This window comes from Microbacterium indicum DSM 19969, from assembly GCF_000422385.1.
Taxonomy (GTDB): Bacteria; Actinomycetota; Actinomycetes; order Actinomycetales; family Microbacteriaceae; genus Microbacterium; species Microbacterium indicum.
Genome location: NZ_AULR01000001.1, coordinates 145,675 through 168,523, shown reverse-complemented (window position 1 = coordinate 168,523; position 22,849 = coordinate 145,675). Strand labels below are relative to the sequence as shown.

Genomic DNA, 22,849 nt, shown 5'->3' with positions numbered 1-22,849 from the left:
CCGGACCGCGCGCCGCCGCCTTCCTCGAGAAAGACCCGCACGCCGCATGTCGACGCCCCCCGTGATCGCCGCGATCGTCCCCTGCTACAACGAGGAGGTCGCCGTCGGTCAGGTGATCGCCGACCTCCGCGCGGCCGTGCCCGAGATGGCGATCTACGTCTACGACAACAACAGCTCGGACCGCACGGCCGCGGTCGCCGCGGCCGCCGGCGCGATCGTGCGGCGCGAGGAGCGCAAGGGCAAGGGCAACGTCGTGCGCCGCGCCTTCGCCGATATCGACGCCGACATCTACGTCATGATCGACGGCGACGACACCTACGACGCCGCGGCGCTGCCCGAGATGATCCGCACGCTCCAGGACGGCCCGTACGACCACGTGCTCGGCGTGCGCACGCAGCCCGAGGGCGTCGAGTCGGCGTATCGATCGGGCCACGAGCTCGGCAACAAGGGCTTCAACCTGCTCGTCGGCAGCGTTTTCGGCGACGAGGTCGGCGACATGCTGAGCGGGTACCGCGTCATGTCGCGCCGCTTCGTCAAGAGCTTCCCCGCGGCGTCCCGCGAGTTCGAGATCGAGACCGAGCTCACGGTCCACGTGATGAGCCTGCGCGTGCCGCAGGCCGAGGTCGCCGTCGGATTCAAGGACCGCCCGGCCGGCAGCGAGAGCAAGCTCCGCACCTACCACGACGGCTTCCGGATCCTGAACCTCGTGATCCAGCTGATCCGCCACGAGCGCCCGCTGTTCTTCTACGGCATCGTCGGCGCCGTGTTCCTGCTCGTCGCCGTGATCCTCGGGATCCCGCTCATCGTCGAGTTCGCCCAGACGGGTCTCGTGCCGCGCTTCCCGACGGCCCTCGTCACGGTCGCGCTCGGCGTCGCGGGCGGCCTCGCCTGGGCGGTCGGCCTCGTGCTCGACGGTGTGCTCAAGGAGCGCCGCGAGGCGAGCCGCCTCGCGTACCTGCGCTACTCGGCCGCCTCGCGCTGACGCGCGGCCGGCGTCTCGTCGACGGCCTCGGGCTTCGGGGTGTGGGGGAAGACCCAGCGGTCGTACGCGACGTAGCGGAACGCCGTCGCGAGGATCTGGCCGATGAACGTGCCCGAGATGTTGTCCGAGATCGGGTCGTGCAGCCCGAGCACGTACCGCGAGACCCACAGCGGCGCGAGCTGCAGGAGGACCGCGAAGCCGTTGACGACGACGAAGATCACGTAGCGCGAGAGCTTGTGCGGCAGGTGCCGGTCGTTGAACGTCCAGTACCGGTTGCCGACGTAGGTGAAGAGCGTCGCGACGACGATCGCGATGATCTTCGCCCAGATGGGGTGCTCGAACATCGGCCCGTGCCCGGTGACCCAGAAGACGAGTCCGTTGTACGTCAGGAAGTCGATCACGAAGGCGATGCCGCCGATCGCGAGGAAGGCTCCCGCCTGACGAACCTTGGCGAAGAGGCCCTTCTTCGGCATGCGGATCTCCGGATCGTGGACGGGGGCGGACGACCCCGCCATCCTAATGACCGCCCTGCTGAGGATCCTGCGGACGCGGGAGCGGAGCCTCGCCCTGCTCCTGTCGGCGTGCGGGGGTCATCATGAGGCCGACGGCGAAGATCGCGCCGGTGACCATCGGGAGGATGTACCGGGGCAGGGCGACGGGGCTCGCGACGAGGAACAGGAGGGTGACGAACATCGGGATCGTCGCGAGAACGTGGAGTCCGCTCCGCCGGCGGATCGCCCAGGCGAGCAGGAGGAGGGGGATCCACGAGGAGAAGATCGCCTTGGAGAACAGGGGGTTCCCGTCTGCCGCGAGCGTGTAGAGCCCGTTGGCCGTCTCGCGCGCCCCGTCCAGGGCCTGAGGCTGGCTGAGACCGTCGACGAGCACCTGGACGTCGTCCGTCGTGACCTCGTCGTAGCTGCGCGACTCCCAGAAGTCGACGTACCGATCCAGGACGTCGGTCATCTGCATCGTCATCGGCGTCACGGGAGAGAAGTACTCGTATGTGTTCGCGGCGGTCGCCGACAGGTACGTGCCGGGGTAGCGCAGGAGCTCGGCGAACCAGACGCGGAGATAGGCGAGCTTCTCGCCGACCGGACCGTCGGCGTCCCAGCGGCCCTTGACGTTGTCGGATCGGGTCGGGTCGTACGCCTCACCGAGGCCGTCGTACCGCAGCACGGCGTCGATCGCTTCGCGCTCGTCTTCCGGCAGCTCGTCCCCGTGTTCCTGGACCGTGCGCGCCGTCTGCTGGACGAACACCGTCATGATGTCGGTCGACGTCGCGTCCTTGACTCCGATGGCCGGGAGGACGAGCATCGGCCAGACCCCGACGGTGACGACGAGGACGCCGACGGCCCCGGCCGCGAGGCGCAGCCGCACGCCGCGCGCGACGACGAACAGGAGGACGACGGCGCAGATGACGAGGAGGTAGACGTTGGTGCGCTTCGCCAGCACGAGGAGGGTGATCGCCGCGATGCCGCCCGCCGAGACCCACGGGCGCCGGAGGACGGCGCCCCGGGTGCGCACGATCTCGGTGAGGAACACGAGCGTCGGGAGCCAGAACACGTTGGCGAACGCGTCCTTGCTCATGACCGACGGTGCGAGAGCGAACACGGGGAAGACGGCGGCGACGACCGTCAGCGCCCACTGCGCGCACCTGGCGAGGCCGATGCGGCCCAGATAGGCGATGGCGAGGCCGACGCCCGCGGCGGTCGCGATCTCCTGGAGGACCAGGTAGGCGAACAGGCCGACGCGGTCGTCGCCCAGCGCACCGCCGAGACCCCAGAACCAGCCGAACACCATGGTGTCGAACCACGGGTGGTGGTTGACGGGCTCGGCGTACCCGATCCACTGCAGCCGCTGCGTCATCGTGTCGGAGTCGATGTTGCCCGGGTAGTGCACGAGGAGCCACGGCAGCCAGCCCGCGAGGACGACCCCGCCGTATGCGAGGAGTCGTCGTCCCAGGCGCACGGGTTCCTCAGCGGGGCGCGACGGGTCCCACATGCGGTCGAGGCCGCGGAACAGCAGCGACACGACGAGATAGAGGGCGATCGCGAGGAGCACGACGGCGATCGCGCTCGAGATCGCGCCTCCCCGGGATCCCGCGAACCAGGCTGCGCTCGCGGAGTCGTCGTACGAGGCGCCGAGGACCGTGAGGACCGAGAGAGTGAGCGAGAGAGAAGCCGCGGCCCAGTCGATCCGTTTCACGAGGTAAACCCTATTGGCGATCTCCTGCGACCACCCTGCGGATGGGCCCCTCGAGGGTCGTGGCGAACGTCTTCGTCATGTGATTGGTATCCCACCAGACGATGACGCCGCCGACGACCGACCGACAGACGTCGTCGGGGCAGATCCACGGGGTCGGATCGAAGATCGACACGTCGCGGCCGGAATCGGCGAGATGCTGGGCCGCGTCTGCCTCGGGGTCGGGCACCTCGGCGTCCGAGAGCGGCCTGTCGCACGCCTCGCCCGGCCCGTTCGCGGCGACGCACTCCGGCGCCGTCGACTGCTCGGCATCGCGGCGCGGGTCGTCGCGGAAGACGACGATCCGCGCCCCGGCGTCGCTCCACCGCGTCAGCACGCGGCCGTACGCGTCGACCTGCTGCTGCTGGTCGGCGTCGACCTGATCGTCGCCCTCGTATCCCGCGATGGGTCGCTGCGTGCGATTGCTCGTGAGGACGAGGTCGTAGCCGCCGTCCTCGACCGCCGGGATCGCCCAGTCGTTCCACGCAGTGCACCCCGCCGTGCGGTCGGCTTCGTCGAACACGATCGTGCGATCGACGGTGTGGCATTCGTAGGTCAGATAGGTCGTGATCGCGAGGTTCTCGTCCTTCGCGATCCGCTCGAGCGGCGGCAGATACTGCGCCGCGTGCGAGTTGCCGATCAGCGCGACCTGGGTCGCGTTCGGGTCGTCGCTGCCGTAATGGCACACGGTGTGCTCGGCGAAGTCGTCGGCCGACATGCAGTCGGTGTCGTACACGTCGGGCATGTCCTGCGCCGCGAAATCGGGGGGTGTGAGCAGGTCGTCCGTCGCGGGGTCGCAGCCGTCGTCGCCGACCGACGACGCGCCGAGGCACTCGGGCGGGTCCTCGAGCATCTGCTCGATCTCCTGAGCCGCGTGGTCCGAGTCGTAGCGCTGGACCTGCGCCCCGCCGAGCGACGCCGCGAGGACGCAGGCCATGCCGGCCGCGCTCACGATCGCGATCGTGCGGGGGCGCCTGCCCTTCAGGAGTCTTGGCGACTGCCGGACGAGGTCCTCGAGGTAGGTCGTGGAGAGCCAGGCCAGCAGGAGGCTCGCCGCGATGATCACGAGCTTGTCGAGGGTCGTGAGCGGGCGACCCGTGACGTACGGGAGGATCACGACGAACGGCCAGTGCCAGAGGTAGACGGCGTACGACACGCGGCCGAGGAATGAGACGGGGGAGAAGCGTCCGAAGCGCTCGAGCGGCGACGACGCTCCGCCCCAGATCGCGAGGGCCGCGCCGACGACGGGCAGCAGCGCCGTCGCGCCGGGGAAGGGGGTCGAGCCCGTGTAGGCGACGTCGGCGACGAGGATCGCGGTGACGCCGACGACGGCGGCGGTCGTCGCGCGGGCTCTGCTCGCCAGGGGCGGCGCGAACGCGAGGATGGCCCCGAGCCCGAACTCCCACGCGCGGGTGAAGGTGGAGAAGTACGCCTCGCTCGGGTCGGCGTGCATGAGCCACAGCGAGAAGGCGAAGGACGCGAGCGTCGCGGCGCCGATCACGAGGAACGCGACGCGGCGCCAGGCGAAGCGGCGGAACGTCCAGAACGCGGCGACCAGCAGGAGCGGGAGCATGACATAGAACTGCTCCTCGGCCGACAGCGTCCAGAAGTGCTGCACGGGCGAGGCGTTCTGATCGGACGCGAGGTAGTCGACGGCCTGCGCCTGCAGGTTCCAGTTCTGGACGTAGAGCGCCGACGCCGTGACGTCGCCGAGGAACTGCTGCCACGCCGTGCGCGGAACCCACACGATGACGGCGACGGCGGTCACGAGCAGCGTCGTGAGCGACGCAGGCAGCAGACGCGATGCCCGGCGCGCCCAGAACGTGCCGAGCGCGATGCGCCCCGTCTTCTCCCTCTCGCGGAGCAGGTGCGACGTGATGAGGTAGCCGCTGATGACGAAGAAGACGTCGACGCCGACGAAGCCGCCCGTGAGGCGGTTGGGCCAGAGGTGATACAGGAGGACGCTCGCTACCGCGATCGCGCGAAGTGCCTGAATATCAGCTCGGAAACCCGAACGGGGCCCGCTGGTGCGGGCCCCGTTCGGGTTCTGCGGCTTCTGCGCCATGGTGCTCAGCGTGAGAGCCCCCGGCGGATCCTGCGCGCGGCCCGCGACGGAAGCCCGCCGAGGGCGTCGTTCGCCTTGCGCGCGACGCGGCCCGCGGCACCGCCGGTCGCGCCGTTGGCGCGGCGAGCGATCTGCCGCGTGAGGGTGACGCCGCGCAGGTCGGCGGCCTCGGCCTCGGCGGCCTCAGCGCGCTTGGTCATGCGCCAGAGGTCCTTCTCAAGACGCGCGACGATCGGGTCGACGCGCACGATGCGCTGGTCGAGATCGTCGTGGTCGCGGAGGTCCGAGATCTTCGCCTCGTCGCCAGCGGCCCACTCGAAGCCCGACACGTCGGCGACGGCGTCGATGAGCGTGCGCTCGCCCGTCACGTACTTCGTCGCGCGGGCGACGGCGTAGGAGTTCCAGATCGTGACGGCCTCGTCGTTGCCGTGCCCGGGGGTGAAGTAGCGGACGGCGCCGTGCTGCTCCTGGTCGATCTTGCGGTACATCGCCTGGAGGCTCGTGCTCTCGAGCGCGACCGTGATCGGCATGTCGATGCGGAACGGCGATGGGAAGACCGTCTCGGGGCGCTCCTCGACGAACTTCACGCGGTTGTCGGTGCGGAACCACTCGCGGACGAGGTACAGCTCGTTCAGCGGATCCGCGAGCATGCGGCGCCGACCCTCGTGCAGCTCGCTCCACGGGCCGACGAGCACGACGTGGACGTCGGTCTGCGTGTTGTTGAGGATGCGGTCGATCGCGGGCCGCGCCCACTTCGCCGTCTCGGCGGTGACCTCGGTCACGACCGTGAGGAGGGGCACCTCCCAGATGCGGTTGTCGGCCGTGCGGCGGTAGCGGGGGATCGGCATGCGCTGCGCGAAGTGCACGTTGTTGTGCCACGCGACCTTCTCGCCCTGGTGCTGCACCGTGCCGGGGCCCATGTGCCAGGCGAGCGCCTCGTGCACGGGGATGAACACGGCGCCGGCCTGCCACAGCTGGTAGGCGATCTCGGTGTCCTCGCCGAGGTGGAGGCGCGTGTCCTGGCCGAAGGTCCGGTCGTACACCTCGCGCGTGACGGTCGCGGTCGCGCCCATGTGCGTCGAGTAGTTGCGGCCGTTCGAGTCGTTGAGCTCGTCGGTGCTGCGGTAGATCTCCATCGACCAGTGCTCGTACAGTTCGGCGGGGTCGTAGTCGTCGCGGATCGAGTCGTCGCGCACCTTCTCGAAGACCTGCTCGGGCGTGTAGTCCCAGGTCTCGATGAAGCCCTTGTCGCCGATCGTCGCCGCCTCGGGGATGAAGTGGGCCCACTTGGCGTGCTGGCGCACGTTGTCGCGGAACAGGATCATGTCGGAGTCGACCCAGTAGATGATGTCGCCCGTCGTGGCCTTGATGCCGATGTCGGTCGCGTTCGACCGGCCCCAGCCGTCGCTGACCTCGTGCACCCGGATGAGCCGCGTGTTCGGGTGGGCGTACTCGCCGATCTCGACGGGCTCCTCGCCGCCGCCGTCGTCGAGCACGACGACCTCGAGGAGATGCTCGGGGTAGTCCTGCGCCGCGAGCGACGCGAGCGTGAACTCGAGCGTCTTCGACTTGTAGGCGGGGATGATCACCGACACCGACAGCGTGGGCTCCCAGTCGTCGGGAACCGTGCCGTCGAAGACGTCTCGCCAGTGGTTGCGGAAGACGATGGGCTGCGCGTCGGCGTGCTGGCCAGGTCGAGTCACCCGGGAAGTCTATCGTCGCCGGTTTTCGCCTCGTTGAGGAGACACACGGGTCCGCGGCCCGGCGAATCGCAGAGTCCGTGGGGCGCGGATCCCTAGACTGGCGGGGCACCACTCGTCGAGACGACCAGGAATGACACCCATGCCGCTGTTCTCCCGTGGCCAGTCGGCCGACATCGCTCCCAGCCTCTGGAACGAGCGCGGGCCGTGGCCGGAGCTCGAGACGCCCGAGCAGGTCGCCGAGACCGCGGGATCCGATGACGCCGAGCGCACCGTCGCGCAGGTCGTCGTCAAGGACGTCGACATCCTGCGCCACCTCGCCCTCCCGCGCGAGGGCGCCCCGACGACGACCGACCTCACGGTGCGCATCGCGGTGTGGGAGGCCCCGACGCCGAGGTGGCGCGGATCGCTCGGCCAGGTCCGCGGGCTCGACCGCGTCGACGTGTCGTTCGACCCCGGGCGGCGCAAGGCGCTCGCGCGGGTCCTGACCTCGTCGCCCGTCCCGATCTTCGAGATCGCGAACGCCCTGATCCCGCTCTTCGCCCCCGCGACTCCGTTCGCGGGCGCAGGGTTCCCGCTCGTCGCCGTCGCCCCGGGCGCGGGCGACGCGGTTCTGCCTCTCCTCCCGAACCGCACGGTCCCTCCCGTCGAGCCGATGGTCGAGCGGCTGCAGGGCGTGGGGCTGCGCCGCGCCGACCTGCTCCTCGACGCCGAGCACGGCGTCGCCGACGCGGAGGACCTCGCGACGCACCGGCTCACGGTCGCCGAGGCGGCGCACGCCGTGCCGCGCACCGAGCGCCCCGTCATCGACCTCGCGGTCCACAACCCGATCGGCCGCGAGCTCGTCTTCAAGCCGTCGCGCTCCGCGGCCGCGCTCGTGATCGACGGCCGCACGGCGCGACTCGAGACGACGGAGGCCGACGTCCCCGCCTCGGACGCCGGCGACTTCGACGCGCCCGAGCCGTTCGCGTTCGACGTCGAGCGCCCGCTCCCCGCCGCCGCGGTCCGCCGCCTGCGCGGCATCGAGGACATCGATCTCTCCGGGCTCGGGTCGGTTCCCGAGGGCCTCGCGGCGCGCTTCGCCGAGATCGCCGCGACCGACACGATCCTCCACTCGCTCCCCGCGGGCGCGACGATCGCCGAGGAGGCGCTCGCCCCGGAGATCACGGACGCGATCCGCCGGCCCTACCGCCAGACGATGGGGCTCGAGCGCGAGCTGCGCTCCGTCGAGCTGCGCCGCGCGGCGATGCGCGAGCACGGCGGGTTCTTCCGCCTCGCGGAGGCCGCCCGGGCGACGACGGGCTATCGCCTCCTCCCGCGGGTGAGCGTGATTCTCTCGACGATGCGCCCCGAGCTGATCCCAGGCGTGCTCGAGATGATGGCGAAGCAGACCTACGCCGAGATGGAGGTCGTCGTCATCGTGCACGGCGTCCCCGCCCCCGACCTGTCGGGCGCCGACCTCGGCGACCTCGAGGTCCGGATCGTCGAGGTCGCGGGGGACGTCATGTTCGGCGCGGCGCTCGCCGAGGGCGTGCGGCGTTCGACGGGCGATCTCATCACGAAGCTCGACGACGACGACTGGTACAGCGAGCACCACGTGTCCGACCTGGTCCTCGCGCACCTCTACTCGCGCGCCGACATCGTCGGCAAGACGACCGAGTACCTGTTCTTCGAAGAGGTGAATCAGACGGTCCACCGCACCTTCGCGACCGAGCGCTACCACGACCAGGTCGCGGGCGGCGCGATGCTCCTCACGCGCTCGGCGTTCGACGCGCTCGGCGGGTGGCGGCCCACGCCCAACTCGACCGACCGATCGGTTCTGATCCGCGTCGAGACCCAGGGCGGCGTCGGCTACCGCACGCAGAGCCTCGGCTACATGTACATCCGGCACGCCGCGAAGCACACGTGGCCGCAGACGGGCAGCCAGCTCGTGCGCGGATCCTTCGAGCAGTGGCGCGGCTGGCGCCACCCCGAGGTCGGGTACTGAGCGCGCGCCGACGCTGAGGCGCCCCGACCCGCGGCGTTTCCTCGGCGCGGGTGCGGCATGATCGACGTGTGATATTCCGAATGCCGCGCGGCATCTCCTGGGCCGCGGCGAGCATCGGCGCGTTGGCCGCCGCCCTGGCTTTCGCGGCGGGCGGGAGCCCCGAGACCCTGCGCACGGCGTTCGACGACGCCGGAGGCGCCGGCCTCCTCCTCTTCGTCGCGGCCCTCGCCTCCGGCCGGTGGGTCCTCGCGCGGGCCTCGGCCGGAACGTGGGCATGGGCGGCCCCGCTCGGCGGCGCGTTCGCGCTGGCCGAGACAGCCGGGATCTCGCTCGCTCAGCCCGGCGCGGGCTTCGCCCCGATCGCGACGGCGGGGTCCGGGACCCTCGCCTGGTGGGCGCTGCACCTCGTCGGCGTCGGGTGGGCGGCGTCGTGCGCCGTGGCGGCGCTCCTCATCGCGCGCGATCGCGCCCGCGCGCGGGACACCGCGGGCCGCTCCGCCGACCGGTCGCGGCTCGGCCGCGCCGTGGGCGCCGTCGCGTCGGGCCGCCCAGCGGCTCTCGCGATCCTCGCCGGCGTGATCGCGGCCTCTCGCGTACCCGTCTACCTCCTGTGGTTCCCGGGCATCGTCCCGTTCGACACCTTCCGGTCGTTCGCCTCCGTCCGCACGGGGGAGTGGGAGCTGTACGAGCCCCTCGGCCACTCGATCCTCGTCGCGGGCATGGACTTCCTCGGCACGACCCTCGGCTGGGGCGACACGGCCGCCGTCGCGATCGGCGCGGCCCTCCAGATCCTCACGAGCTCGCTCGCCTGCGCCTTCATGCTCTGGCGCGTGGCCGCGTGGGGCGTCCGCCCGGGAATCTGGGCGGGCGCGTCCGCGTGGGTCGCCCTCTCGCCGGTCCTCGCCCTGTTCTCCGTCACGATCATCAAGGACTCGCCCTTCGCGAGCGTCCTCGTCGTCTTCCTCACCTGCGTCGGCGACCTCACGATCGCCCGCGGGGCGTCTGCGCGCCGGCGCCGCGTCATGTGGATCCTCCTCGGGGCGTCGGGCGCCCTCGTCGTCATGGCGCGGAACAACGGCGTGTACGTCGTCGTCCTCGGGCTCGTGATCCTCACGGCGCTCGCGTGGCGCCGTCGCCCCGCGCGCCCGATCGCGGTCCTCGCCGGCGTCCTCGTCGTCTTCGCCCTCTACTCGGGGCCGCTCGCCCACGCACTCGGGGCGCGGCCGGGCCCCGCCGCGGAGGCGTGGTCGCTGCCCGTGCAGCAGCTCGCCCGCATCGCGGCCGACGACCAGGATCGCCTGACCCCCGACGAGCGCGGCTTCCTCGACCGGATCTTCCCCGCGAACGGCGCCGACGGCATCGGCGCCCGGTACGACCCGTCCATCTCGGACTCCGTGAAGGCCGACGCGCATCACGGCTGGGCGCACGTCGGCACCGGCCCCGCGCTCGCGGGCTGGCTGCGCCTCGCCGCCGCGCACCCCGTCCCGGCGATCGAGGCGACGCTCGCCGGAACCGTCGGCTACTGGGCGCCCTCGGCGCCGTCGTACGACGGGATCCCGCTCCTCTCGAGCAACGACGTGCGCGACGTGCACCTCGACATCCCGTCGGGCCTTCCCGACGCCGGCGCCGTCCGTGCGGTGTACGAGTCGGGGATGCTGGGCGACGGCCTCCGCCGGATCCCGGTGCTCGGACTCCTCGTCTCGCCCGGCTTCGTGACCTGGGCCTGGATCGTGTGCGCCGCGATGGTCCTCCGCGAGCGCCGCTGGCGCGCCGCCGCGCTCTTCGTCCCCGCGGGGGTCCTGCTCCTCACCCTCGTCGCGGGGCCGGTGTCGGGCGGGATGCGCTATTCGCTCGCGCTGTTCGCGGCGCTCCCGCTCGCCGCGGGCGCCGCGTGCGCCGCCGTGCCCGGAGCCGCGGACGATCCCGCGCCGGGCGAGCGATCGGAGGCGCTGCGCCTCGCGGCCTGACTCAGGCCGGCAGCGTGCGCAGGGTCTTCGCGGGGACGCCGCCGACGATCACGTTGTCGGGCACGTCCTCCGTGACGACCGCACCGGCCGCGACGATGGATCCGCTGCCGATCGTGACGCCGCCGACGATCGTCGCCGACGCCCCGATCCACGACCCGTCGCCGATCACGATCGGGTCGTGGCGCACCGCGCCCGCCCGGCGCTCGGCGGGGCCGATCTCGTGCGTGTCGGTCACGAGGCGCACGAAGGGCCCGATGTTGACGCGGTCGCCGATCGTCGTGTGCGGGCGGATGTAGGCGTCGCGGTTGATGAACACGTCGTCGCCGACCGTCACGGGGCCCGTGAACTCGGTGCCCCGGTAGAACTTGGCGCGATCGCCGACGCGGATCGTCACCTCGTCGTTGTGGTTGAACTGCACGCGCTTGTCGATCCGCGCGTCGTCGCCGATCTCGAGCATCAGGCCGCGGGGGTCAGGGGCGGCATGACCTCGAAGCTCGCGTCGCGCGAGATCCGCCACCCGTCCCGCATGCCGCGCCACAGGTTGCCCCAGCCCTTCTTCGTGATCCGGCGCTCGACGAAGGCGAGGCGGATGAGCTCCTTCGCGAACGTCGCGGCCGTGCCGACCGCGAAGGCGAGCGGGCGGTAGTCGCCGTGCGCCCGGTAGTAGTGGCTCATGATGCCGCGGTTGCGCATGATGTAGTACCGGTACATGTCGCTCGAGGCGTTGAGGTGCCGCGTCCCCATGTCCCACTGCTTGATCTCGCGCGTGCGCTGCAGGACGAACTCGTCGACGATGACGCACGGCTCGTAGCGCGAGGCGAGGTACCCGTACATCGTGTCGTCCCAGTAGATGAAGAACCGGGGGTCGGGCAGCCCGATCCGCTCGACGAGCGAGCGGTTGATGAACATGCCCTCGAAGCAGCCCGAGTTCATCTCGCGGTAGTGCGAGTCGTCGAAGCCGGCCGGGGCGAAGGGGATCGGGATCCCGAGCGACGTCGACACGCGGTACTGCCAGTAGAACTCGGATCCGTCGTAGTCGTAGCGGCGGCCCTGGATGTGGTCGAAGCGGGGCGTCCACGCGCCCATGCGGGCGAGACCGTCGGGCAGCACCTCGACGTCGTCGTCCATGAGCCAGATCCACTCGGACCCGAGCTCGTACGCGACCTCCATGCCGGCGCTGAAGCCGCCGGATCCGCCCGTGTTCTCGTCGAGGCGGCGGTACACGATCTCGGATCCCGTCCGGCCCTCGTACGAGGCGACGAGCTCGGTCGTGTCGTCGGTCGACGCGTTGTCGACGATGACGACGTGCCCCGGCTTCGGGTCCATGCGGATCAGCGAGTCGAGCAGGCGCGTCAGCAGGTGCGAGCGGTTGTAGGTGACGACGACGATCGTCGCGGTCTTCGGGTCGAACGCGGTCACTTCTTCTCTCCGAACGTCTCGAGCCACGCGCCTTCCGACACGAGCTCGGGCAGGGCATCGCGGTAGGCGCGCTGCAGCTTCCTCCACTCGCGGCGCAGCCGGCGGTGCAGGCGCACCGACTCGACGAGCATCGCGCGGAACTTCGCGCGATCGCGCGTGTATATCTGCTTGCCGGATCCGTCGGCCGCGCTCACGAGCGCCGAGTCGAACAGGGGGACCCGCCACCAGTGGGCGTCCTCCTTGCCGAACTCGACCTCGGGCGTCTCGACGTTGCGCGGATCGGGCGCGTGGAGCCAGTGGTTCGCGATCGTCTTGGCCGTGAAGACGCGCAGGCGCATGCCCTCGGGGCTGTCGAACTCGTTGCGCCGGCGCAGGCGGAACACCTGGCGCCCGCGGCGCGAGTGCAGGACCTCGCTCGGATCCTTGTGCACGACCGTCTCGGGGTAGCGCTTCGCGATCTCGCGCGCCTCGGGCATGCGCGTGGTCAGCGTCCTCCGCATGTGCGCGGGACCCGACAGGATGTCGCGCAGCGCGAGGTGGCGCAGCTCGACGGGGTAGTACTGCATCGACATGAGGTGCTTGAGGTCGACGCGACGCGAGTGGCGCAGCAGCGTGCCGCCCTCGGGCGCCTCGGAGTGCAGCAGCGCCGAGACGATGCGGTTGCGCGCGTGGAAGTAGGCCTGCCAGTCGATCGCGTCGTCCTTGCCGACCCACGACACGTGCCAGAGCGCCGCCCCGGGGAGCGAGACCGTCGGGATCCCCGCCTCGCGCGCACGGAGGCTGAACTCGGCGTCGTCCCACTTGAGGAACGCGGGGAGCGAGAGGCCGACGGCCTCGATCGCCGCCTTCGGGATGAGGCACATCCACCAGCCGTTGTAGTCGGCGTCCATGCGCATGTGCAGGAGCGGCGACTGGCGCAGATTCGCCTCGCGGAAGTCGTGGGGCATCTGCTCCTGGTAGAGGTTGCGCCACATGAACGGGGCCTCGTCGACGACCTCCGCCCACGCGTGGAGGCGGGGGCGGTCGAGCAGGTCGAACATGTGCGCGCCGACGATCGTCGGGCGGGTCGTGTACCTGCCGAACATCACCGAGCGGCGGATCGACTCGGGCTCGATGCGCACGTCGTCGTCGAGCAGCTGGACGAAGTCGCTGTCCTCGCGCTTCAGGGTCTCGACCATCGAGCGGGAGAACCCGCCCGAGCCGCCGAGGTTCGGCTGCGTGATGACCTGCAGCTGCTCGCCGAGGCGCGACGCGATCTCAGGGAACGCGGGCTGAGCGTCGACGCGGTCGGTTCCCTGGTCGATGAGGAAGACGCGGTCGACGACGTCGAGCACGTCGGGCGAGTCGGCGAGGGCCGCGAGCGTGTCGACGCAGTAGGTCGGCTTGTTGTAGGTCGTGATCCCGAGCGACGCCCTGCCGAGCCGCGCGGGCTCGTGCTCGGTCGTCCACTGCGCGCCGAGGAGCTCGACGTCTTCCTCGCCGGACACGATGTCGAACCAGATCCAGCCGCCGTCCGAGAACTGCGTCAGCGCGATGTCGAACGACGACTCGGCCGCGCCCTCGACCTCGGCCGTGTCGATCCGCTGCTGGACGCCCGATCCGTTCGAGCGGTACACGAGCACGGTCGCGGTGCCCTGCGTGCGCACCGTCAGGCGGATCCGGCGCACGCTCGTCCAGTGCTGCCAGTACGCGGCGGGGAACGCGTTGAAGTAGGTGGCGAACGAGGTGCGCTCGCGGGCCGCGACGCGGGCCGAGGTGCGCCCCGTGATGTCGCCGATCTGCGCATTGTTCGTGACCCGGACGGGCTTCTCGTCGATGACCGACCACGTGTCGGGATCGATGTAGAGCGGCAGCAGGTCGGGGTCGCGGTCGGTGGGGAAGACCACGTTCTGCAGGACGAACGTCATGTGTGGCAGCTCCGGCGGGGTCGAGATCACGCCCCGTGCGCCGCGCGCCAGGGCGAACCCAGGCTACCCGTCCGTCGCGCGAGGGCCCTGAGGGCTGGCCGGTGGGATCCCCGGAGGGAGGGGGAGCGGGGCGGCGGGATCGATGCGCGTGCGCCAGGAGCGCTCCTGCCCCGCGCGCACCGCGCAGATCACGAGCAGCACCCACCCGAGGTTCGCGAGCGTGTAGCTCTCGAACACGCTCTCGACCGCGAGGGCGATGATCGTGAGCGGCAGCCAGGCGTAGACGACCGAGCGGCGGTCGGCGGCCGCGAGCCAGGCGCGCACGAGCGCGGTGCCGAACAGGACGACGAACAGGGCGAGGCCCACCCAGCCGAGCTGCAGGAGCACGTCGAAGAAGCTCGACAGCGCCGACCCGTTGGCGGTGCCGAGCGCGTAGTCGATGACGTTCGTGGGGAACGACGCGTCGTCCCAGGATCCGAACCAGCCCCACCCCGTGATCGGCTGGTAGGTGCTCCAGTCGAGGATCTGGTTCCAGAGGTCGGCGCGCGCGGCGAAGCCCGACCGCTCGGCGAGGAACCAGATGATCGGGTTGCGCAGCACGTAGGCGACGAGGAGGGCGAAGCCCGCGAGCGCCGCGATCGTGAGGTGCGTGCCGCGCCGCCGGACGGGCGGCGTCCGGCGGGCGACCGTCAGCGCGACGGTCGCGACGGCCAGCACCACGAGGACGACGAGCGCCGTCGGGGATCCCGAGAACACGACGAGGAGCCCGGCCAGCGCGATCGAGTACACGGCCGTGACGCCCGTGACGGATCGCGAGCGCCACTCGATCACGAACGCCACGAGGGCGAGCACGGCGACGAAGCCCAGGAGGTTGCGCGAGACGAAGATGCCCTGGATCGGGCCGCCCAGCGCGAGGTCGCCGCTGATCCCGAGGAACGGGAACGGCGTGTCGAAGATGATCCCCGACAGCACCTCGAGCGCGAGCGAGAGCGACAGGAGGGCGCGCAGCACGTCGCCGATCGCGCGCGCGATCTGGAGCGTGTCGCGGATGTGCGCGATCGTGACGCCGATGACGGCCCACCCCGCGAGCGCGATCCAGGCGGCGATGACGTGGCCGCGCGTCGACGGCAGGGTCCAGGCGACGCTCACGAGCGCCCACACGACGAACAGCACGAGGGTCGACGGGGCGAACCCGATGACCGAGAGCTCGTCGCGGCGCGAGACGAGGATCAGGATGCCGATCGCGGCGAGCATCGCGACGATCGCACCCATCGTGATGGGCCCGTTGGCGCGGTGGATGGCGGCGTTCCCGAAGGCGGCCGCGAGGGCCGCGAACGTGTACGCGCGAGCGAACGCCGCGGAGCGCACGACGTCGGCCAGGGCGGAGAGGGCCGTGCGGCGGATCGCCGCCATCAGGGCATCTCGCGGGCGACGGCGGGCTCGGCGGCGCGCGGCGCGCCGCGCGTGGGGGTCGGCGAGCCGATCGCCGCGGCGCGGTCGGGGTGGGTCAGGACCGGCGCGACCTTGATCGCGAAGGCGAACATCACGATGAGGAGCCATCCCCAGAGGATGAGGGGCAGAGGCGCCGCGGCGCCCGCGACGGGGAGCGCCCAGGCGACGAGGATCGGCGCGAGCGTCAGAGGGGAGAAGGCGCGGTCGGAGCGCGCGTCCCAGCGCGGCCGGTCGACGGCGAAGAACCAGGCGCGCCACACGAAGGAGGCGCAGGCGACGCCCGCGACGACGACGCCGGGGACGCCGAGGTGGGTCCACGCCGTCTCCCAGGCGCCGCCGACCCGCAGGGTGAGGAGGCCGGGGTTCGCGATCCGCACGGCGACGATGACGACGACGGCGAGCGCCGCGAACAGGAGGTAGGTGCGCGTGCGCCCGCCCGGGGTCGTCTGCTGGCGCATCACGAGCGCGACGGTGAGGATCGCGCCGACGAGCGCCGCCGCCGCGAACGCGATGGGCGATCCCGAGCGCACGACGAGCGCCGCGGCCACGACGAGCCACGCGATGCGGGCGAGGATCCGCTCGATCGACGCGTGCTCGACGACGCCGACGCGCAGGCGCACGCCGAAGACCGCGAGGGCGACGACGGCGAGGAGGCCGAGGAGGGGGGAGCGGTCGGTGACCTCGTGGATCCACTCGGTCTGCGCCCACAGCCCGACGATCGCGAGCACCACGGCGCCGCCGAGCGCCCAGCGCAGGGCGATCTCGAGCGCGCGGACGATCTCGCCCCACGTCAGCATGTCGGCCACGAAGATCGCGTGCGAGGTGAGGGCGACGAGGCCGGCCCCGACGATCGCGACGCCCGCGGGGTCGGGCGACCACGCGCACGACGCGAACACGACGACGATGAAGCCGAACGCGGCCCAGGGGAGCCGCCGCCACCGGAACGCGCGGGCGCCGCGGCGGCGCGCGATGCTCGGGATCCAGATGCCGAGGGTTCCGAGGGTCGCGATCGCCGCGACGATGCCCGTCCCGGCCGCGCCCAGGGGCGGAGCCCACCAGCCGGCCGTGAGCGCGAGGAAGAGCACGAGGGTCGCGTGCCAGCGCAGGAAGAGGTGCCGCGACCGCTCGCGCGCCGGGGCGCTGAGGGGCGCGGCGACGGGGTGTGCGGTGCGCGGCGCCATGGGGTTCAGACTACGGCGTGGGCCGCGCCCCGTGCCCAATAGGCTGGCCCCATGATCGTCACCCTCACGAACGCCCCCCGCGACTTCTCGTGGGGATCCCGCACGCTCATCGCCGCGCTCGAGGGGCGGCCGGCCTCCGCCGGCCCCGAGGCCGAGGTCTGGTACGGCGATCACCCGTCCGACCCGTCGGACGTGGGTGACGGATCCGGGCGCACGCTCGACGCGTTCCTCGCCGACGAGCACGTCGACCTCGGCGCGGCCGGCCGCCTTCCGTATCTCCTCAAGCTGCTCGCGGCCGGCGAGTCGCTGTCGATCCAGGTGCACCCGACGCGCGAGCAGGCGCGCGAGGGACGGGCGCGCGAGGCGTCGCTCCCCGAGGGCGCGCCGCGCAACTACGTCGACGACAACCACAAGCCCGAGATGGTCGTCGCGCTGAGCGATCGCTTCGTCGCGCTCAGCGGGCTGCGTGACCTCGCCGCGACGGGGCGCCTGCTCGCGGACATCGGCTCCGCCGCGGCGCCGCTCGCGGATCGGATCCGCGACGAGGAGTCGCTCGGCGAGGCCGTGCGCTGGCTCCTGTCGGGCGAGGCGCAGGAGACGGTCGACGCGATCGTCGGCGCGCTGCCCGACGCGCGCTCGGCCGAGTTCGCGGCCGACCTCTCGAATGCGCGCGCCAACGCCGAGACCTTCCCGGGAGACCCGGGGATCATCGTGGGCCTGCTCATGAACCTCGTCGTGCTGCGCCGCGGCGAGGGCCTCTTCCTCCGCGCCGGCCAGCTGCACGCGTACCAGGGCGGGCTGGGCGTCGAGGTCATGGCGGCGAGCGACAACGTCCTGCGCGGCGGGCTCACCCCCAAGCACGTCGACGCCGACGAGCTCATGCGCATCCTCGACCGCACAGCCGGGCCCGTCCCCGTCGTGCTGCCCGAGGCGTACGACACGGGCGCGCGCGGCGTCGACCTCTACCCGGCCGACATCGCCGACTTCCGCCTGCTGCGGGCCGAGGTCGCGGGCGGCGGGGCGGCGAGCCTCCCGCTCGCGGGCCACGCGATCGTGCTGTGCGTCGCGGGAGAGGTGCGCGTCGGCGGCGCGAGCGGCGCCGTGACGATCCGCCCGGGTCAGGCGGCGTTCGCGTCGGCAGACGAGGCGCTCCTCGACCTCTCGGGCGCAGGCGAGGTCTTCGTCGCGCAGCCGGGGGAGTGACCGCGCGGGCGCGTTCCCGACACGCCGATATGCTCCCAAGACCTTCAGCCCGGGGTTGAGGCGTCTACGATCTGCGACTTGAAATTCGCGAATCACACGGGTGTAATTACTTCGGGAAGGGCACGACACCGCACGACCGATTCTGGGGGAGAGATCGATGAGCGCACCGTTCTACAACAGCGAGGCACCGGCCGACTGGTTCGTCGATCCGGTCGAGCTCGGAGTCCCGGGGGTCCGCCCCGAAGGCGCCGACGACGCCGAAGGCGCCCTGTCGTGGCAGACCGACGCGCTGTGCGCCCAGACCGACCCCGAGGCGTTCTTCCCCGAGAAGGGCGGATCGACCCGCGACGCCAAGCGGATCTGCACGTCGTGCAGCGTCCGCGAGCAGTGCCTCGAATACGCCCTGCAGAACGACGAGCGCTTCGGCATCTGGGGCGGCCTGTCCGAGCGCGAGCGCCGGCGCGTGAAGCGCGCGGCCCAGGCTTCCTGACAGCCCCCTATGTCGGGCGATCCGGCCGCGTGTCTCTGACGGGCGCGCCGCCGCGGCCGCTTTAGGCTTGCCGGGTCATGCCCGCCCCCGTACACGTCGTCCTCGTCGCGCGCTCCTCGCCCCAGGCAGCGGCGCAATTCGAGCGCACCCTCTCGGCGCTCCGTTCGCAGACCGTTCCCCTCGCCGGTCTCACGGTCGTCGTCTGCGGCGATCCCGCGCCGCTCCGCTCCGCCGTCTCGGCGTCGGGCACCGGACGCGCCCACACGACAGGTGAGAGCGCCCCGTTCGCCGCCGCCGTGGGGCTCGCGCTCCCCGACGTCCCGGACGGCCGCGCCGTCTGGCTGCTCGACGACGCCTCCGTCCCCGAGCCGGGCGCCCTCGCCGGCCTCGTCGCCGCCCTCGAACGCCAGCCGTCCGTCGCGATCGCCGCGCCCAAGCTCATCGACATCGCCGACCCCCAGCAGCTCGTGTCCTTCGGCGTGACGATGTCGGCGACGGGCTCCTCGGTCGAGCTCGCGGGCGGCGAGTTCGACCAGGGCCAGCACGACGCCGACGACGACGTGCTCGGCGTCGACGCGCGCGGCGTCCTGCTGCGGGCCGACGTGCGCGACGGGCTCGCGCCGGATCCCGCGCTCCTCGGCGCCGACGAGGGCCTCGACATGGGCGTGCGCGCCCGGCTCGGCGCCCGCCGCGTCGCCCTCGCTCCCGCGTCGCGCGTCGCCGTCGAGCCGTCGCGGCAGCTGCCGCTCACGCGCTCCTACGTGTCGCGCGTCGCGCGCCTCCACAGGCGGCTCGCCTACGCGCCCGCCGTGTGGCTGCCGTTCGCGTGGCTCCTGCTCCTGCCCCTCGCGCTGTGGAGCACCGCCGTGTCGCTCTTCGCGAAGCGCCCGGGCGACGTCGTCCCCGAGTGGATGGCCGCCGCGACGGTCCTCGTGCGGATCCGGGCGATCGCCCGATCGCGCGCGCGGATCCGCCGCTTCCGCACGGGCGGATGGGACCAGGTGGATCCGCTCCGGCTCACGCGCGACGAGGCGCGGGAGCGGCGCATGAACGCCGACGAGCAGCTCGCCGAGGTGCGCGAGCCCCTGCGCTTCTTCACGGGAGGGGGCGCCTGGGCCGTCATCGCGGCGGCCGCCGTGAGCGTCGGCGTCTTCCTCGCGCTCCTCACCTGGCCCGACATCGCGGGCGGCGGGCTGCTCCCGCTGCGCCGCACGGTCCTCGGGCTCTGGAACGACGCGACCTTCGGGCTGCGCCCCGAGGGCCTCGACGTCGTCGCCGCGGCCGACCCGTTCGCGATCCTCGTCGCGATCATCGGCTCGCTCTCTCCCGCGGCGCCGTCGTTCGCCCTCGTGGTGCTGTGGCTCGCGGCCCTGCCCCTCGCCGTGCTCGGCGCCTGGTTCGCGGCGACGCGCTTCGCCGATCGGGCGCCGGCGCGGATCCTCGTGGCCCTCGCGTGGGGAGCGGCTCCCTCGTTCTGGGACGCGCTCATGCAGGGCCGGCCCGCGGCCGTCGTCCTGCACCTCGTGCTTCCGTGGCTCGTCTTCGTCGGTGCTGCGGCGCACCGCTCGTGGACGAACGCGGGGGCCGCCTCGCTGCTCCTCGCGGCGGTCCTCGCGTGCGCGCCCTCGCTCGCCCCCGCCGTCGCGCTCCTGTGGCTCGTGTCGCTCGTCTCCGCGATCGTCGGCGCCCGCCGCGCGATCGGCCGCATCGTGTGGGTCGCGATCCCGACGCTCGTCGTGTTCGCGCCGCTCGCGATCCAGCAGATCCGCCGGGGCACGCTCTGGGGGATCCTCGCCGACCCGGGCGTCGCGCTCGCGTCGGGCGGCGCGTCGGGCCTCGTCGCGATGGGCGCGGCCGACGGCTCCTACGACGAGTGGTCGCGCCTCCTGCAGTCGTTCGGCCTCGCGTCGGGCGACGTCCCCACCTGGTGGGTCCCGCTGCTCCTCGTCCCCCTCGCGCTCCTCGCGCTGGCGGCGCCCCTGACGGCGCGTCGCGGCGTCGCGCTCTACGCGCTCCTCGGCGCCGCGGCGGGCATCGTGACGGCCGTCGGCGCCGCGCACGTCGTCGTCGCGTGGTCGGGATCCGATGCCGTGTCGCTGTGGCCGGGTTCGGCTCTCAGCCTCGCGTGGATCGGAATCCTCGCGGCCGCCGCGATCACGGTCGACGGCCTCCCCGCGCTCACCCCCTGGCGCGCGCTCACCGTGACCGTGACGGTGGCCTGCGCGACGGTCGTCGTGATCCCGCAGCTCACGGCCCTGCACCGCGGCGACACCCCGCTCCACGCCGGAACCGACACGACGCTGCCCGCGTACGTCTCGGCCGAGGCGAGCGGCGACCAGGCGATCGGCACGCTCGTCCTCACGCCCCTCGCGAACGGCGGCATCCAGGCTGGGGTCGTGTGGGGCGCGAGCGAGACGCTCGGCGGCCAGTCGACGCTCGACAGCACGGCCGCGGCGCTCACCGAGGCCGACGAGACGGTCGCGTCGCTCGCGAGCGACATCGCCTCGGGGAGCGCGGGATCCGTCGCCGACCGCGTCGCCGATTCCGGCCTGTCGTTCGTGCTCCTGCGCGAGTCGGCCGGCGACCAGAACTCCGACCAGCGCACGATGTCGCTCACGACGCAGGCTTCGATGGATCAGCGATCGGGCTTCGTCCGGGTGGGCGAGACCGCTCGCGGCGTGCTGTGGCGCCTCGACGCGCAGCCGTCCGAGCGCGCGCCGCTCGCCGGCGAGGCCGCTTCGCTGTCGTGGACGCTCTCGCTCGTGACGCTCGCGATCATCGTGGCGGCGCTCCTGCTCGCCTTCCCGACCCGCTCCACGCGCCGCGCCGCCCGCGCCGTCCCGCGCGCGCTCGGTCCGTCGCTCGAGGAGGCATCATGAGCTCGACCCGCCTCCGATCCGCCCTCGGCGTCGCCGCCGGCGTCGTCCTCGCGGGCGCCGCGGTCGCGTCGGTGTTCGTGCCGTGGCCGCAGCTCGCCCCCGAGGGAACAGCGGCGCCGAGCGCCGAGATCACCCCGGCTCCCGCCGAGGCGACCCTCGCCTGCGACGGGCCGATCGTCGCGCTCGGCCGCGACGCGAGCGACGCCTCCGGGCTCTCGCTCGCCGCCGACATGCAGGTCACCTCGCTGAACGGCGACGGCGACGTGCCCACGTCCGACCAGGCGATCGATCTCTCGGGCGTCGGTCAGGGCGTCGAGATCACGCAGCTGCCCGACGGGCAGACCGCGATCCCCGTCTCGGGGTCGGCGTCGGCCGACCTCGCCGACGACGACCTCTCGGGCTTCGTCGCGTCGGCCTGCCGCTCGCCGCAGCCCGAGTCGTGGCTCGTCGGCGCGACGATCGCGACGGGCGTCACCGACATCATCGAGATCGCGAACCCGACCGACGTCGCCGCGACCGTCACGATCGACGTCTACGGGGTCGACGGCGCCTCGACGCCCGCCGCCGGGACGCTCGCGATCCCGGCGCACTCGCAGGTCGCGATCCCGGCCGCGGGGCTCGCGGGCACCGAGACGAGCCCCGTCTTCCGCGTCACCTCCGAGGGCGCCCCCGTCCGCGCGTCGCTCCAGTCGTCGACGGTCGAGCTGCTCGACGCGCGCGGCGCCGACATGCAGCCCGGCACGCTGCCCGACACGAGCCTCGTGATCCCGCACATCGAGGTCACCGACGCGTCCGCGTCCGACGAGAACCACCCGATGCAGCTGCGGCTCCTGGGCACCGAGGGCGCGGCGGGCGCGGCCCACGTGTCGGTCGTGCGCGAGGGATCCGGCGAGACGGTCTTCGAGTCCGACGTCGACCTCGCCGCCGACCAGCCCGTCACGGCGTCGCTCGAGGGCATCGATCCGGGCGCCTACGCGGTGCGGGTCGACGCCTCGACTCCCGTCGTCGGCGCGCTCGAGCAGACGATCGGCACCGACTACGCCTGGCTCACCCCGACCGAGGACCTCGGATCCGGCGGTCTCGTCTCCCTTCCCGCGACGCCGGGCGCGAACTGGGCGCTCTCGTTCGCGGCGTCGGCCGACGGCGACGCGCGGGTCACGGTCGAGCCCGTCTCGGGAGACGGCGACGCGCAGACCCTCGACATCGACGCGGGCACCTCGCGCAGCGTGTCGGCGGATCCCGAGACCACCTACCGGGTCACGGTCGAGAGCGGATCCGTGGCCGGATCCGCGAGCTACACCGAGGACGACGCCGTCGCGGCGTTCCCGATCGAGCCCGACGCGGCCGCGCCCGAGGCGCTCACGATCTACCCGTAG

General features: G+C 72.4%; 16 protein-coding genes. 7 read left to right on the top strand and 9 right to left on the bottom strand.

The genetic code is table 11. The features are described 5' to 3' along the window. Positions 1-46 precede the first annotated feature (46 nt). Positions 47-982, top strand: a complete 936-nt coding sequence (locus H576_RS0100720; protein ID WP_029149320.1) for a glycosyltransferase — start codon at positions 47-49, stop codon at positions 980-982. Here the strand turns inward: H576_RS0100720 and H576_RS13795 are convergent. From H576_RS13795 to H576_RS0100700, 4 genes are read right to left on the bottom strand one after another with little or no spacing between them, the layout of a single operon-like run. After that, positions 961-1,455 carry a GtrA family protein gene (locus tag H576_RS13795; RefSeq protein WP_036318784.1) on the bottom strand — a complete coding sequence of 165 codons (495 nt, stop codon included), beginning with the start codon at positions 1,453-1,455 and terminating at the stop codon, positions 961-963. The genes H576_RS0100720 and H576_RS13795 overlap by 22 nt on opposite strands. A gap of 43 nt (positions 1,456-1,498) precedes the next feature. Next, positions 1,499-3,187 (bottom strand): DUF6020 family protein, encoded by a 1,689-nt coding sequence (locus tag H576_RS0100710; RefSeq protein ID WP_029149319.1) that lies wholly within the window; start codon positions 3,185-3,187, stop codon positions 1,499-1,501. Between the two features lie 10 nt (positions 3,188-3,197). After that, complete coding sequence (locus tag H576_RS13790; protein ID WP_051171958.1) at positions 3,198-5,288, bottom strand: acyltransferase family protein; 2,091 nt, start codon at positions 5,286-5,288, stop codon at positions 3,198-3,200. 5 nt (positions 5,289-5,293) lie between these two features. Then, positions 5,294-6,991, bottom strand: coding sequence for a glycosyltransferase family 2 protein (locus tag H576_RS0100700; protein WP_029149318.1), 1,698 nt, complete (start codon positions 6,989-6,991; stop codon positions 5,294-5,296). Between the two features lie 139 nt (positions 6,992-7,130). Between H576_RS0100700 and H576_RS15985 the strand changes: the two genes are divergently transcribed. Further along, on the top strand, positions 7,131-8,975 hold the full coding sequence (locus H576_RS15985) for a glycosyltransferase family 2 protein (protein ID WP_029149317.1): 1,845 nt from the start codon (positions 7,131-7,133) through the stop codon (positions 8,973-8,975). An 80-nt stretch (positions 8,976-9,055) separates the two neighbouring features. Further along, positions 9,056-10,942 (top strand): DUF6020 family protein, encoded by a 1,887-nt coding sequence (locus H576_RS0100690; protein WP_029149316.1) that lies wholly within the window; start codon positions 9,056-9,058, stop codon positions 10,940-10,942. 1 nt (position 10,943) lies between these two features. Here the strand turns inward: H576_RS0100690 and H576_RS13780 are convergent, their stop codons facing one another. The 5 genes from H576_RS13780 to H576_RS0100665 all read right to left on the bottom strand — a co-directional run bounded on the left by H576_RS13780 (position 10,944) and on the right by H576_RS0100665 (position 16,901). Beyond that, entirely contained in the window at positions 10,944-11,399 is a 456-nt protein-coding gene (locus tag H576_RS13780; RefSeq protein ID WP_051171956.1) for a DapH/DapD/GlmU-related protein, read from the bottom strand. Next, positions 11,399-12,361: a glycosyltransferase family 2 protein gene (locus tag H576_RS0100680; protein WP_029149315.1), complete on the bottom strand. Its 963-nt coding sequence runs from the start codon at positions 12,359-12,361 to the stop codon at positions 11,399-11,401. The genes H576_RS13780 and H576_RS0100680 overlap by 1 nt, the downstream gene beginning before the upstream one ends. Next, positions 12,358-14,268, bottom strand: a complete 1,911-nt coding sequence (locus tag H576_RS0100675; RefSeq protein ID WP_029149314.1) for a glycosyltransferase — start codon at positions 14,266-14,268, stop codon at positions 12,358-12,360. Before H576_RS0100675 ends, H576_RS0100680 begins: the two co-directional genes overlap by 4 nt. Before the next feature lie 63 nt (positions 14,269-14,331). Beyond that, a complete protein-coding gene (locus tag H576_RS13775) occupies positions 14,332-15,681 on the bottom strand; it encodes an O-antigen ligase family protein (protein WP_156888049.1) in 1,350 nt (449 codons plus the stop codon). Then, positions 15,681-16,901, bottom strand: a complete 1,221-nt coding sequence (locus tag H576_RS0100665; protein ID WP_029149313.1) for a hypothetical protein — start codon at positions 16,899-16,901, stop codon at positions 15,681-15,683. The genes H576_RS13775 and H576_RS0100665 overlap by 1 nt, the downstream gene beginning before the upstream one ends. Before the next feature lie 51 nt (positions 16,902-16,952). Here H576_RS0100665 and manA point away from each other — a divergent pair, with 51 nt between their 5' ends. The 4 genes from manA to H576_RS15980 all read left to right on the top strand — a co-directional run bounded on the left by manA (position 16,953) and on the right by H576_RS15980 (position 22,849). After that, positions 16,953-18,104 (top strand): mannose-6-phosphate isomerase, class I, encoded by a 1,152-nt coding sequence (manA, locus tag H576_RS0100660; RefSeq protein ID WP_029149312.1) that lies wholly within the window; start codon positions 16,953-16,955, stop codon positions 18,102-18,104. Between the two features lie 157 nt (positions 18,105-18,261). Continuing rightward, positions 18,262-18,594 (top strand): WhiB family transcriptional regulator, encoded by a 333-nt coding sequence (locus H576_RS0100655; RefSeq protein ID WP_051171954.1) that lies wholly within the window; start codon positions 18,262-18,264, stop codon positions 18,592-18,594. Positions 18,595-18,671: 77 nt separating this feature from the next. Then, complete coding sequence (locus H576_RS0100650) at positions 18,672-21,473, top strand: glycosyltransferase (protein ID WP_029149310.1); 2,802 nt, start codon at positions 18,672-18,674, stop codon at positions 21,471-21,473. Then, complete coding sequence (locus H576_RS15980; RefSeq protein ID WP_029149309.1) at positions 21,470-22,849, top strand: DUF5719 family protein; 1,380 nt, start codon at positions 21,470-21,472, stop codon at positions 22,847-22,849. The genes H576_RS0100650 and H576_RS15980 overlap by 4 nt, the downstream gene beginning before the upstream one ends.

What these genes read in the sequence shown, in the direction of transcription:
- H576_RS0100720 (WP_029149320.1), top strand. Translation starts at nt 47, where the DNA reads ATGTCGACGCCCCCCGTGATCGCCGCGATCGTCCCCTGCTACAACGAG.
- H576_RS13795 (WP_036318784.1), bottom strand. Translation starts at nt 1,455, where the DNA reads ATGCCGAAGAAGGGCCTCTTCGCCAAGGTTCGTCAGGCGGGAGCCTTC.
- H576_RS13790 (WP_051171958.1), bottom strand. Translation starts at nt 5,288, where the DNA reads ATGGCGCAGAAGCCGCAGAACCCGAACGGGGCCCGCACCAGCGGGCCC.
- H576_RS15985 (WP_029149317.1), top strand. Translation starts at nt 7,131, where the DNA reads ATGCCGCTGTTCTCCCGTGGCCAGTCGGCCGACATCGCTCCCAGCCTC.
- H576_RS0100690 (WP_029149316.1), top strand. Translation starts at nt 9,056, where the DNA reads ATGCCGCGCGGCATCTCCTGGGCCGCGGCGAGCATCGGCGCGTTGGCC.
- H576_RS13780 (WP_051171956.1), bottom strand. Translation starts at nt 11,399, where the DNA reads ATGCTCGAGATCGGCGACGACGCGCGGATCGACAAGCGCGTGCAGTTC.
- H576_RS0100675 (WP_029149314.1), bottom strand. Translation starts at nt 14,268, where the DNA reads ATGACGTTCGTCCTGCAGAACGTGGTCTTCCCCACCGACCGCGACCCC.
- H576_RS13775 (WP_156888049.1), bottom strand. Translation starts at nt 15,681, where the DNA reads ATGGCGGCGATCCGCCGCACGGCCCTCTCCGCCCTGGCCGACGTCGTG.
- H576_RS0100665 (WP_029149313.1), bottom strand. Translation starts at nt 16,901, where the DNA reads ATGGCGCCGCGCACCGCACACCCCGTCGCCGCGCCCCTCAGCGCCCCG.
- manA (WP_029149312.1), top strand. Translation starts at nt 16,953, where the DNA reads ATGATCGTCACCCTCACGAACGCCCCCCGCGACTTCTCGTGGGGATCC.
- H576_RS0100655 (WP_051171954.1), top strand. Translation starts at nt 18,262, where the DNA reads ATGAGCGCACCGTTCTACAACAGCGAGGCACCGGCCGACTGGTTCGTC.
- H576_RS0100650 (WP_029149310.1), top strand. Translation starts at nt 18,672, where the DNA reads ATGCCCGCCCCCGTACACGTCGTCCTCGTCGCGCGCTCCTCGCCCCAG.
- H576_RS15980 (WP_029149309.1), top strand. Translation starts at nt 21,470, where the DNA reads ATGAGCTCGACCCGCCTCCGATCCGCCCTCGGCGTCGCCGCCGGCGTC.